Below are 12,181 nucleotides of genomic sequence, written 5' to 3'. Positions count from 1 at the left end.
CCGGCGGCGCGGGGCGTACGGTCGCCCCGCCCGCCGTGCGCCGTAGGCTGTGGACCGTGCAGGAACTCCGTGACGCCCCCCTGGCCCCGCTCACCACCTTCCGCCTCGGCGGTCCGGCCCGCCGGCTGCTCACCGCGACCACCGAGGACGAGGTGATCGCCGCCGTCGGCGAGGCCGACGAGCGCGGTGAGCCGCTGCTGCTGATCGGTGGCGGCAGCAACCTGGTCATCGCCGACGAAGGCTTCGACGGCACCGCGCTGCGCATCGCGACGCGCGGCACGACCCTCGACGGCACCCGCCTGGAGGTCGCGGCCGGGGAGAACTGGTCCGAGACGGTCGCCCGTACCGTCGAGGCCGGGCTCGCCGGCGTCGAGTGCCTCGCCGGCATCCCGGGCTCCACCGGCGCCACCCCGATCCAGAACGTGGGTGCGTACGGTCAGGAGGTCGCCTCCGTGGTGACCGAGGTCGTCGCCTGGGACCGCCGGGAGCGTCGGACCGTGGTGCTGCCCGCGGGCGAGTGCGGCTTCTCCTACCGGCACAGCCGGTTCAAGGCCGAGCCCGACCGGCACGTCGTGCTGCGGGTCAGGATGGAGCTGGAGGACGCGGACGGCCGCTCGGCGCCGCTCCGCTACGCCGAGACCGCCCGGGCGATGGGCGTGGAGACCGGCGACCGTGTGCCGCTGGCCGACGCCCGCGAGACCGTCCTCAAGCTGCGCAGCGGCAAGGGCATGGTGCTCGACCCCGAGGACCACGACACCTGGTCCGCCGGCTCCTTCTTCACCAACCCGGTGCTCGACGACGCGTCCTTCGCCGCGTTCCTCACCCGCGCCGCCGAGCGGCTGGGTCCCGACGTGACGCCCCCCGGGTTCCCCGCCGGGGAGGGGCACACCAAGACCTCCGCCGCCTGGCTCATCGACCGCGCCGGCTTCACCAAGGGCTACGGCGAGGGCCCCGCCCGCATCTCCGGCAAGCACACCCTGGCGCTCACCAACCGCGGCGCCGCGCGCACCGCCGACCTGCTCGCCCTCGCCCGCGAGGTCCGCGACGGGGTGCGGGACGCCTTCGGGATCACGCTGGTCAACGAGCCGGTGACGGTCGGCTGCTCGCTCTGAGCCGCACCCGGCGCGCCCGCCCGGCGGGGGCGCCGGGCGGGGGCGCCGGGCGGGGCCGCCGTCAGTCGGCCCGGGGTCCGGCCGCCGGGTTGTCCGCGAGCCAGGCGTCGACGTCGGCCAGCGCCTCCGCCAGCGCTGCGGCCGGCATCCGGGCCGCCCGCAGCGACTGCCGTCCCAGCTCCGCCAGCTCCTCGTCGGTGAACCCGTGGTGCTCACGGGCGATCTCGTACTGCGCGGCCAGCCGCGACCCGAAGAGCAACGGGTCGTCGGCGCCCAGCGCCATCGGCACCCCGGCGTCCCACAGGGCGCGCAGCGGCACGTCCTCCGGTTTCTCGTAGACGCCGAGCGCCACGTTGGAGGCCGGGCAGACCTCGCACGTCACCCCCGACTGCGCCAACCGCGCCAGCAGCCGCGGGTCCTCGGCGGCGCGGACGCCGTGCCCGATGCGGTCCGCCCGCAGGTCGTCCAGGCAGTCGCGGACGCTGGAGGCGCCCGACAGCTCACCGCCGTGCGGGGCGGCGATCAGCCCGCCCTCCCGGGCGATGGCGAACGCACGGTCGAAGTCACGTGCGAAGCCGCGTCGTTCGTCGTTGGAGAGGCCGAAGCCGATGACGCCGCGGTCGGCGAACCGCACCGCGAGGCGGGCCAGGGTCCGCGCGTCCAGCGGGTGCTTCATGCGGTTGGCCGCGACCAGCACCCGGATCGGCAGCCCGGTCTCCGCGGTGGCGCGGTCCACCGAGTCCAGGATGATCTCCAGCGCCGGGATGAGCCCGCCCAGCCGCGGCGCGTAGGAGGTCGGGTCCACCTGTATCTCCAGCCAGCGGGACCCGTCGGCCACGTCCTCCTGCGCCGTCTCCCGCACCAGCCGCTGGATGTCCTCCGGCTCCCGCAGGCAGGACCGCGCCATGTCGTAGAGGCGCTGGAACCGGAACCAGCCGCGCTCGTCGGTGGCACGCAGCTTCGGGGGCTCCCCGCCCTTGAGCGCCTCCGGGAGGTGGACGCCGTACTTGTCCGCCAGCTCCAGGAGGGTGCCGGACCGCATGGAGCCGGTGAAGTGCAGATGCAGATGGGCCTTCGGCAACAGCCGGACATCTCGAACACTCGCCATTGGGAGATGGTGCCGCATGCATGCTCCCCGGCGGTAATCCGCCCGGCCGGGCACCGTCCGTCCCGGCGCCCGGCCGGCCGTCCCGCCCGCCCGTACGGCGACGGGCCGCCCTCCGCAGTCGGAGGACGGCCCGTCGCCGTACGGGCGGTGCGGGATCAGTCCCGCGCCTCGGCCAGCAGCTTCTGGAGACGCGAGACACCCTCGGTCAGGTCCTCGTCGCCCAGCGCGTAGGAGAGCCGCAGGTAGCCGGGGGTGCCGAACGCCTCGCCCGGGACCACGGCCACCTCGACCTCGTCCAGGATGATCTCCGCCAGCTCGACGCTGGTGGCGGCGCGGCGGCCGCGGATCTCCTTGCCGAGCAGCGCCTTCACCGAGGGGTAGGCGTAGAACGCGCCCTCCGGCTCGGGGCACTCCACGCCCGGGATCTCGTTCAGCATCCGCACGATGGTGCGCCGACGCCGGTCGAACGCCTTGCGCATCTCCGCGACGGCGTCCAGCTCGCCGGAGACCGCGGCCAGCGCCGCGATCTGCGCGACGTTGCTGACGTTGGAGGTGGCGTGGGACTGGAGGTTGGTGGCCGCCTTGACGACGTCCTTCGGGCCGATGAGCCACCCGACCCGCCAACCCGTCATCGCGTAGGTCTTCGCCACGCCGTTGACGACGATGCAGCGGTCGGCCAGCTCCGGCACCTCGACCGGCAGCGAGCTGAACTCGGCGTCCCCGTAGACCAGGTGTTCGTAGATCTCGTCGGTGAGCACCCACAGGCCGTGCTCCGCCGCCCACAGGCCGATCTCGCGGACCTGCTCGCGGGTGTAGACGGCGCCGGTCGGGTTGGACGGCGAGACGAACAGCACCACCTTGGTGTTCGGGGTGCGGGCGGCCTCCAGCTGCTCCACGCTCACCCGGTAGCCGGTGGTCTCGTCGGCGACGACCTCCACCGGGACGCCGCCGGCCAGCCGGATCGACTCGGGGTAGGTCGTCCAGTACGGCGCGGGGACGATGACCTCGTCGCCCGGGTCGAGGATCGCGGCGAACGCCTCGTAGATGGCCTGCTTGCCGCCGTTGGTGACCAGCACCTGGGCGGGCTCGACCTCGTAGCCGGAGTCGCGCAGCGTCTTGGCGGCGATCGCGGCCTTCAGGTCGGGGAGCCCGCCGGCGGGGGTGTAGCGGTGGTACCGGGGGTCGCGGGCGGCCTGGACCGCCGCGTCGACGATGTAGTCCGGGGTCGGGAAGTCCGGTTCGCCCGCACCGAAGCCGATCACCGGGCGGCCGGTGGCCTTGAGGGCCTTGGCCTTGGCGTCCACGGCCAGGGTGGCGGACTCGGAGATGGCCCCGACGCGTGCCGAGACACGGCGCTGCGTGGGCGGGGTGGCGGACTGTGCGGATGGCGTCTCGGAACTCATACCCGGCATCGTTGCAGAACACGCCCGTCCGCGGCACGGAGGTGCCCGCACTGCGGACCCCGCCGTCCGGCCGGTGACACACCGCCGCCCCGGTCCGGGGCCCGCCGGGCCCCCGGACCGGGCCCCGGAGGCCCTGGCGGCCGCGGGCCGGCAGGGCTGCCGCGGGGGGTGCCGCGGCCCCCGCCGAAGACTGCGCCCGGTACCCGTTCGACGCCGGGCGGTATCACCGCGTACACTCACGTCTCGTTGGTCGCAGCCCGGTCCGATCGGAAGGCGTCTCGCCTCTCCGAGGAGATCGTGTAACTTTGGTCGCGGCAACAAAGGGTCGTAGCTCAATTGGTAGAGCACTGGTCTCCAAAACCAGCGGTTGGGGGTTCAAGTCCCTCCGGCCCTGCTGCACACTGTGAAAGCCGCCCGGCTTGGGCCGGGCGGCTATGACCATGACCGGGATCGGGTGAGGACGAGTGGCTGGAATCGCGGACTCCGTCGAGGCGCCGGAGCCCCGGGGGGAAGGCACCGGTCGTCGCGGGAAGCGCGGCAAGCGCGGCCCACTGGGGCGGCTCGCGCTCTTCTACCGCCAGGTCGTCGCGGAACTCCGCAAGGTCGTCTGGCCCACCCGCCGCCAGCTGACCACCTACACGGCCGCGGTCATCGCGTTCGTGCTCGTGATGATCGCGCTCCTGTCTGTGCTTGACTGGGGATTCACCCGAGTCATCGACTACGTCTTCGGCTGACCCGCACCCGGCGAGGTGGGCCGGGCGTATCCGTACATCGCGGGACAGTCCACCGACGTGAAGCCAGGAAGAAGCAGCTACCGTGTCTGACCCGAACCCGAACGACGCCGCCGCGCCCGCCCAGGACGACGGCACCGCGCGCGACATCATCGAGGCCGCGGACACCGTGGACCCGACCGAGGCCGCTGACGAGGTCGACGGCACCTTCGCCGAGGAGGTCGCCGCCAAGGTGGAGGGCGGCGCGGCCGCCGAGACCGCCGAGGACGAGACCGCTCGGGAGCTGGCCGGCTACGCCGAGGTGGCGGGCGACGGCGACGAGGACGACGAGCACGTCGTGGCCGACACCGCCGCGGACGCCGTCGCCGAGGTCGAGGCCCAGGAGGCCGAGGTCGAGCAGGCCGTGGACCCGGTCGCCGCACTCCGCGAGGAACTCCGCGTGCTGCCCGGCGAGTGGTACGTCGTGCACACCTACGCGGGCTACGAGAACCGCGTGAAGACCAACCTGGAGCAGCGCGCCGTCTCCCTCAACGTCGAGGACTTCATCTTCCAGGTGGAGGTCCCGACCGAAGAGGTCGTGCAGATCAAGAACGGCGACCGCCGCACCGTCAAGCAGAACAAGCTGCCCAGCTACGTGCTGGTCCGCATGGACCTCACCAACGAGTCCTGGGGCGTCGTCCGCAACACGCCCGGCGTCACCGGCTTCGTCGGCAACGCCTACGACCCGTACCCGCTGACGCTGGACGAGATCGTGAAGATGCTCGCCCCCGAGGCCGAGCAGAAGGCCGCCGCCGAGGCGGCCGGCCCCGGCGCCTCCGCCGCCTCCCGCCGCGTCGAGGTCCAGGTCCTGGACTTCGAGGTCGGCGACGCGGTCACCGTCACCGACGGCCCGTTCGCGACGCTGCAGGCGACGATCAACGAGATCAACGCCGACTCCAAGAAGGTCAAGGGCCTGGTGGAGATCTTCGGTCGCGAGACCCCGGTCGAGCTGAGCTTCGACCAGATCACCAAGAACTGACGCCCTCAGCGCGCCGAGACGCCCCCGCACCGCCGAGCACCGGCGATGCGGGGGCGTTGGCCGTTCGGTGCGGTCCGCGCCGCCTTCCGTGACAGCGCGTCACCGTGGCCGCCCCCGGCGTGTGCCCCGCACCGCCGCCGAGCCCGGGGCGGGCCCCGGGCCGGCCGGCGGGCACGACCCGGGTGGCGCCGAGCAGGGGCAGCCCGGCCCGGACCGCGGTTAGTCTGGGCGCATGCGCGCGCTGATAGTGGAGAACGACGACAGGGTGGCGCGCGCCCTGAGCCGCACCCTGCGGGGCGACGGCTACGACGTGGAGCGCGCCCGCAGCGTCGAGGAGGCGGGCCGGGCGATCACCGCGGGTGACTTCGCCATCGCCCTGGTCGACCTCGGACTCGACGACGGCGACGGCGTGGACGTCATCCGGATGCTGCGCGACCACCCCTCCACAGGCGTCATCGTGGTCACCGCCCGCGGCGAGCAGGCCAACCGGGTGAGAGGGCTGCGGGCCGGAGCCGACGACTACCTGGTCAAGCCGTTCGGCGTCGCCGAGCTGCTCGCCCGGATCGAGGCGGTCACCCGGCGGCTCCGCGTCGGGCACACCGTCGCCGCCGCACGCGGCTCCATCAACCACGGCGACCTGGTCATCGACCAGGACCGCCACGAGGTCGCCCGCCACGGCGAGCTGCTCCACCTCACCCGCAAGGAGTTCGACATCCTGGTGCTCTTGGCCCGGAACGTCGGCGCGGTGGTCGAACGCGACCGCATCCTCGACCAGGTCTGGCAGTCCACCTGGGAGGGGAGCAGCCGCACCCTCGACACCCACATGACCTCGCTGCGGGCGAAGCTGGGGCCGTCGGCGGCGATCGCCACCGTCCGCGGCGTCGGCTACCGGCTGGAGCCCGCGGCCGGCGCGGTCGGCTGAGCCGTGCGCCGCCGCATCGTCATCGCGCTGCTCCCGCTGCTGGCGCTGCTGGTGGTGGGCGTCGGCATCTCCTACACCGTCGTCGTCAGCGAGCGCTCCACCCAGCGGGTCTTCATCGACCGCAGCGGCGACGCCGTCCGCTTCGCGACACTGGCCGAGGCGGCGCTCATCTCGGGCGACACCTCCCGGCTCCACGCGGAGCTCGACGCCTACCAGGAGCTGTACTCCTCACCTGTCTGGGTGATCGGACTCGACGGGAGCCTGCTCCACGACCCCGGCGTGCCGCTGCCCAGGGACGAAGCGGTCGACGACCACGTGCAGCGGGCGTTCGCGGGCAGCCGGATCGGGGAGGCGCGGACGGTGTGGCCGTGGATGCCGGCGCCGCTGCGGGTGGTCGAGCCCGTCGGCCGGGACTCGCAGGTGACCGCGGTGGTGGTGATCGAGGCGCCCACGGACGTGCTGCGCGAGACGACCGTCCGGCAGTGGGGGGTGGGCGCGGTGCTGCTCCTGCTGCCGCTCGTCGTGCTGATGGCCGCGCTGTGGCCGCTCAGCCGCTGGATTCTGCGGCCGGTCCACGACCTGGAGCGCATCGCCGCCGATGTGCGCGGAGGTGAACTGGGGGCGCGCGCGGCGGTGGCGCACGGCCCTCCGGAGCTCCGCGGCCTGGCCTCCTCCTTCAACGCCACCGTGGACACGGTGCAGCGCACCCTGGAACGCCAGCGCATGTTCGTCGCCGACGCCGCCCACCAGCTCCGCAACCCGCTGGCGAGTCTCCGGCTGTCGGTGGAGAACCTCCGCCCCTGGGCGAAGGACCCCGACGCGCGCGAGGCCGTCGAGGAGGCGGTGGACGGCGCCGAGCAGATGAGCCAGATGTTCGAGGCGATGCTCGCCGCCACGGCCACCGCCAGTCAGGAGCGCGTCAGTGACAGCGAGGCGTGGACCCTGGCCCGGGTCTTCGAGACCGGCCGGCCCCGCTGGGAGCAGGTCACCGCCGAACACGGCCTGGTCCTCCGGGTGGTCGACCCGGACCCGGAACTCGTGCTGCGCCAGCCGCCCGGCGGGCTGGTGGCCGTGATCGGCGAGCTGGTGGAGAACGCCGCCCGCCTCTCCGGCGGGACCACCGTCACCGTGACGCCCCAGCCGCCCGACGAGGAGCACCGCGGCGCCGTGGTGATCGCCGACGACGGCACCGGTCTCACCGCCGAGGAGCGCGAGGCGGCCCGGGGCCGCTTCTGGCGCGCGCAGCGCCACCAGAACGTGCGCGGCACCGGCCTCGGCCTGGCGATCATCCACGACGTGGTGGAGGACGTCGGCGGCGAGGTGCTGCTGGCGGCCAACACCCCCACCGGCCTGCGGGTGACCGTCCGGCTGCCGGTCGCCGGCACCGGCTGACCGGCGTCCCGGGCGGCCCCGCCCCCGTCGGGCCGCCCCGCCCCCGCCGCCCCCGCCCGGCGCGGCAGGTCAGCCCATCGTCTTCTGACCGTCCAGGGCCTCCCGGATGATGTCGGCATGGCCCGCGTGCTGCGTCGTCTCCGCGAGCACGTGCACCAGCACCCGGCGGGCGGACCAGGCGGCACCGGCCTCGAACCAGGGCGCCTCCGGCAGCGGCTGCGCCACGGAGAGGTCCGCCAGGGACCCGAAGACCTCCGCCGTCCGCGCCGCGACGGCCTCGTACTCGGAGAGCACCCCCGCGAGCGTCTCGCCCGGCAGCAGCCGGAAGGCGTCGCCCCACGCGGCGAGATCCGCCTCCGTCATCTCCGAGAAGTTGCCGATCGCGCCGGCGCCGTCCAGGACGAACGCGGTCCAGCTCCGTTCCACCCCCGCGACGTGCTTGACCAGGCCGGCCAGCGACAGCTCGCTGACGGTGGTGCGGCGCGTCGCCTGCTCGTCGTCGAGCCCCTGCACGGTGCGCAGCAGCAGGCCGCGGTGGTGGGCGAGGGCGGAGAGGAGATCCGTCGCCTCGTCGTGCGCCGGCCCCGCGGGCGCCGTGCCCCCGGTCGTGTCCGCCGTGGCGTCGGCGGCGGGGTTGTCGGCGCGGTTGTCGGCGGGGTTGTCGGTCGACTGCTCCGGTGTGGAAAGCATGGGACGTCCTCCTGTGATGGTGCCCCGAGGCGGCTCCCGCCCGGGTGCCTCCGACGCTAGGTACCCTTCCGGCCGGTATCCGGCCGCAAGGCGCGCGAGAATCACAGCCATGGCGGACACCGGATCCCGAACCCTGCGGCTGCTCTCCCTCCTCCAGAGCCACCGGCACTGGAGCGGGGACGACCTCGCGAGCCGGCTCGGCGTCTCGGCCCGCACCCTGCGCCGCGACGTCGACCGGCTGCGCACCCTCGGCTACCCGGTCACCGCGCACCGCGGCACCGACGGCGGCTACCAGCTCGCGGCAGGCGCGACGCTGCCGCCGCTGGTCATGGACGACGAGGAGGCGGTGGCGCTGGTCGTCGGCCTCCAGGCGGCCACCCGCATCGGAGCCGTGGCGGGCGCGGGCGAGGCGTCCGCCCGGGTGCTGTCGACGGTGCTGCGGGTCATGCCCACCCGGCTCCGCCGCCGCGCCGAGGCGCTGAGCAGCGTCACCGACTCCGCCGGCTGGTGGCGGGAGACCGAGGGCGGGGGAGTGGAGCCGGGGGTGCTGGTGGTGCTCGCCCCGGCCTGCCGGGACGGCGAGACGGTGCGGTGCGGCTACGAGGCCGCCGACGGCGCCCGCACCGAACGCCATCTGGAGCCGCACCGCCTGGTCTGCCTGGGGCGGCGCTGGTACCTCGTCGCCTACGACCTGACCCGGCAGGACTGGCGCTCGCTGCGCGTGGACCGCCTCCACGACCCGCGGACCACCGGGGAGCGGTTCCGCCACCGCCGGGTGCCGGGCGGCGACCCGGCCGCCTGGGTCCGCGAACGCGTCGGCGGCGCGCCGCGCCGCCACCGGGTCGAGGCGCTGATCGCCGCGCCGCCCGAGACGGTGCGGTCGCGGACGGGCGACTGGGCGACGATCGAGGCCACCGACGACCCCGGGCAGAGCCGGCTGCGGATGAACGCCGACGACCTCGCCTGGCCGGCCGTCGCCCTCGCCACCGTCGACGCCGACATCCGGGTGCTGCACCCGCCCGAGCTGCGGGAGCTGCTGCACCGCTGGGCGGAGCGGCTCCACCGGGCCTGACGCCCCGCCCCGGCGGCCGTCGCACCCCGCCGGTCAGGGCTTGACGTCGCGGAACCACCGGGCCGCACCCGGGTGCAGCGGGATCGGCGCCGTGGCGGCGGCCGTGCGGGTGTTGATCTGGTACGCCTCCGGCCGGGTCCGCGCCAGCCGGCCGGCGCCCCGGACCGTGGCGCCCGTCAGCGTCGTCGCCACGTCGTCGGGGAACTCCCGCCGCACCGCCAGCAGCGTGGGCACCGCGAGGGTGCGGGTGGTCGCCACCCCGGGGTAGACGGTGCTCGCGATCGTCACCGGCAGGTACTCACCCGGGTGGGCCCGCTGTATCGCCTCCGCCTCGGCGCCCAGATCCACGAAGTGGATGTCCGGGTCCTGCTCCAGCAGCCAGGCGATGGCGGGTGTCGGCATCGCGGTGAGGGAGGCGACCGCGTCGACCTCGCCCGCGACCAGCGCCCGCGCCGCCTCCTTCTGGCCCAGGTCCAGCGCCTCGACCTCCACCCCGGCGGCGGCCAGCATCCGCCCGCCGGTGAACCGGGTGCCCGAGCCCGGCAGCCCCATCGCGACCGGTCGGCCCGCGAGGTCCTGGAGGGTGCGGACCCCGCTCTCGCGAAGCGTCACCAGGTGCACGACGGAGTCGAAGATCCGCAGCAGCGCCGGTGTCTCCTCCTTGTGGGAGAGCAGCACGTCCACGTTGGCGTAGGCGAGGTCCACCTCGTCGGAGAGGAGCATCCGCACGTTGTCGACCGACGCCTCGGTGAAGACGACCTCCACCGCGCGGCGGCCGAGCGTCTCGTTCCACAGCTCGGTCAGCGCCGCACCGGACTCACGGTAGGTGGCGCCCTCCGGCCCGGTCGCCAGCCGCAGACCGCTGACATCGGGGGAGGGGGCGGTGTCGCACGCACTGAGAGCGACGACTCCGACGCCTGCCGCCAGCAGTGCGCGCCGGGAGAGCTCGCGCGCCGGCGCCAATGTCAGATCAACCCCAATTTCTGCCCGGTTTCGTTGCTGTAACGCGCACTCACTATCAGTGTGATGCGACCCACAAGATAGCAGTCAGAGGGATGGACGACCCATGACGAGTACGCCGACGACGCCGACGGTGAAAAAGAAGAAGCCCCTCTACAGCCACCTGTACTTCTGGGTGCTGCTGGGCATCGCGATCGGTATAGCCATCGGCCTCCTGGCGCCCGGCGTCGGCGCCGAGATGAAGTGGCTCGCCGACCTCTTCATCAAGCTGGTCAAGGTCGTCATCGCGCCGACCATCTTTGCGACCGTCGTCGTCGGCATCGCCGGCATGGGCAACCTCGCCAAGGCGGGCGGCCTCGCCCTCAAGACGGTGCTGTACTTCAACATCACCACCGTCTTCGCCCTCGCCATCGGCCTCGTCGTCATCAACGTCTGGCAGCCCGGCGCCGGCCTGGGCTACGACATCGACTCGTTCGACACCTCCGCGGCCGACGGCGCCATCGCCTCCGCGGGCGAGGCCGACGCCGGGTTCACCGGCTTCCTCCTCGGCCTGGTGCCGACCTCCTTCGCCAGCGCCTTCGTCGACGGCCAGCTGCTCCAGGTCCTGCTGCTCGCGATCCTCGTCGCCTGCGCCCTCACCATGCTCGGCGCCCGCGCCGAGGGCATGGTCCGCGGCCTGGACACCTTCGCCAAGGTCATGTTCGGCGTCATCAAGCTCGTCATGTGGGTCGCCCCGCTGGGCGCCATGGGCGGCATCGCCTTCACCATCGGTGAGCACGGCTCCGCGATCCTCGGCTCGCTCGCCTCGTTCATGGTGTCCTTCTGGGTCACCTGTCTGCTCTTCATCTTCCTGGTGCTCGGCCCCATCTGCTACGCATCGGGCTTCAACCTGATCAAGTACATCCGGTTCATCAAGGACGAGCTGCTCATCGTCCTCGGCACCTCCTCCTCCGAGACCGTGCTGCCCCGCATGCTCACCAAGCTGGAGGCGGCGGGCACCCCCAAGCACGTCGTCGGCATGACCATCCCGACCGGGTACTCCTTCAACCTGGACGGCACCGCCATCTACATGTCGATGGGCGCGCTCTTCATCGCCCAGGCCTTCGGCGTGGACGTCTCCATCTGGACGCAGATCGGCCTGCTGGTCTTCATGCTGATCTCCTCCAACGGCGCCGCCGGCGTCTCCGGCGCCGGCCTGGTCACCCTGGCCGCCTCGCTGGCCGCCTTCGACTCCGTCATCCCGGTCGCCGGTATCGCGCTCATCGTCGGCATCGACCGCTTCATGAGCGAGGGCCGCGCCCTGACCAACCTCACCGGCAACGGCATCGGCACCCTCGCCATCGCCCGCTGGACGGGCGACCTGGACCGCGACCGCCTCAAGTACGTCCTCGACAACCCCGACACGGTGGACGTGGACGAGCTGATGAAGGCCGAGGCCGAGGCCGGCATGCGCGAGGTCAACGAGGGCGAGAAGTCCCAGGACGCCCTCGCCACCGACCCCGCCAACCAGGACGGCGCCGGCACCGACCGCGACGGGAAGACCCCCGAGGAAGTGGCCGGCGGCACCCGCAGCTGACCCCCCGCGGGCGACCCCGCCCGACCCCTCACCGGCCCGGCCCGGCACCCCCACCGCGGGGTGCCGGGCCGGGCCGCTCCCGTCCGGGCCGGCCGCCTTGGCGAGGTTGCCCATGCCGGCGATGCCGACGACGACGGTCGCAAAGATGGTCGGCGCGATGACGACCTTGACCAGCTTGATGAAGAGGTCGGCGAGCC

The 12,181-nt window shown here is 73.5% G+C and carries 11 protein-coding genes and 1 tRNA gene; 8 read left to right on the top strand and 4 right to left on the bottom strand.

Translation table 11 applies throughout. From position 1 onward, the window contains the following. Positions 1-56 precede the first annotated feature (56 nt). The gene (locus tag HCN56_RS18225; RefSeq protein ID WP_167972486.1) at positions 57-1,112 is read left to right on the top strand and encodes a UDP-N-acetylmuramate dehydrogenase; all 1,056 of its coding nucleotides are present in this window, start codon (positions 57-59) and stop codon (positions 1,110-1,112) included. A gap of 61 nt (positions 1,113-1,173) precedes the next feature. On the opposite strand, the gene HCN56_RS18220 is transcribed toward HCN56_RS18225, so the two are convergent. Both HCN56_RS18220 and HCN56_RS18215 read right to left on the bottom strand, forming a co-directional pair. Next, the gene (locus HCN56_RS18220) at positions 1,174-2,220 is read right to left on the bottom strand and encodes an adenosine deaminase (protein WP_167972484.1); all 1,047 of its coding nucleotides are present in this window, start codon (positions 2,218-2,220) and stop codon (positions 1,174-1,176) included. A 155-nt stretch (positions 2,221-2,375) separates the two neighbouring features. Beyond that, positions 2,376-3,623 carry a pyridoxal phosphate-dependent aminotransferase gene (locus HCN56_RS18215; RefSeq protein WP_167972482.1) on the bottom strand — a complete coding sequence of 416 codons (1,248 nt, stop codon included), beginning with the start codon at positions 3,621-3,623 and terminating at the stop codon, positions 2,376-2,378. 321 nt (positions 3,624-3,944) lie between these two features. Between HCN56_RS18215 and HCN56_RS18210 the strand changes: the two genes are divergently transcribed. From HCN56_RS18210 to HCN56_RS18190, 5 genes are all read left to right on the top strand, one after another. Further along, a tRNA-Trp gene (locus HCN56_RS18210) sits at positions 3,945-4,017 on the top strand. Positions 4,018-4,087: 70 nt separating this feature from the next. Next, on the top strand, positions 4,088-4,357 hold the full coding sequence (gene secE / locus HCN56_RS18205) for a preprotein translocase subunit SecE (protein ID WP_167972481.1): 270 nt from the start codon (positions 4,088-4,090) through the stop codon (positions 4,355-4,357). Positions 4,358-4,439: 82 nt separating this feature from the next. Further along, entirely contained in the window at positions 4,440-5,372 is a 933-nt protein-coding gene (nusG, locus tag HCN56_RS18200; protein WP_167972479.1) for a transcription termination/antitermination protein NusG, read from the top strand. Positions 5,373-5,604: 232 nt separating this feature from the next. After that, positions 5,605-6,294, top strand: a complete 690-nt coding sequence (locus HCN56_RS18195) for a response regulator transcription factor (RefSeq protein WP_167972477.1) — start codon at positions 5,605-5,607, stop codon at positions 6,292-6,294. A gap of 3 nt (positions 6,295-6,297) precedes the next feature. After that, the gene (locus HCN56_RS18190) at positions 6,298-7,686 is read left to right on the top strand and encodes a HAMP domain-containing sensor histidine kinase (RefSeq protein ID WP_167972475.1); all 1,389 of its coding nucleotides are present in this window, start codon (positions 6,298-6,300) and stop codon (positions 7,684-7,686) included. Between the two features lie 69 nt (positions 7,687-7,755). On the opposite strand, the gene HCN56_RS18185 is transcribed toward HCN56_RS18190, so the two are convergent. Next, the gene (locus HCN56_RS18185) at positions 7,756-8,376 is read right to left on the bottom strand and encodes a DinB family protein (RefSeq protein ID WP_167972473.1); all 621 of its coding nucleotides are present in this window, start codon (positions 8,374-8,376) and stop codon (positions 7,756-7,758) included. Between the two features lie 109 nt (positions 8,377-8,485). Between HCN56_RS18185 and HCN56_RS18180 the strand changes: the two genes are divergently transcribed. Then, positions 8,486-9,448, top strand: a complete 963-nt coding sequence (locus HCN56_RS18180; RefSeq protein ID WP_167972471.1) for a helix-turn-helix transcriptional regulator — start codon at positions 8,486-8,488, stop codon at positions 9,446-9,448. 33 nt (positions 9,449-9,481) lie between these two features. On the opposite strand, the gene HCN56_RS18175 is transcribed toward HCN56_RS18180, so the two are convergent. Continuing rightward, positions 9,482-10,411 carry a TAXI family TRAP transporter solute-binding subunit gene (locus tag HCN56_RS18175; protein WP_167972469.1) on the bottom strand — a complete coding sequence of 310 codons (930 nt, stop codon included), beginning with the start codon at positions 10,409-10,411 and terminating at the stop codon, positions 9,482-9,484. A gap of 103 nt (positions 10,412-10,514) precedes the next feature. Here HCN56_RS18175 and dctA point away from each other — a divergent pair, with 103 nt between their 5' ends. Then, positions 10,515-11,984, top strand: a complete 1,470-nt coding sequence (gene dctA / locus HCN56_RS18170) for a C4-dicarboxylate transporter DctA (protein WP_245246710.1) — start codon at positions 10,515-10,517, stop codon at positions 11,982-11,984. The last annotated feature ends 197 nt before the right edge of the window (positions 11,985-12,181 follow it).

Source organism: Streptomyces lonarensis, from assembly GCF_012033735.1.
GTDB classification, from domain to species: Bacteria; Actinomycetota; Actinomycetes; order Streptomycetales; family Streptomycetaceae; genus Streptomyces; species Streptomyces lonarensis.
The sequence above is the reverse complement of the archived record's forward strand: the minus strand, read 5'-3'. Positions and strand labels throughout refer to the sequence as shown.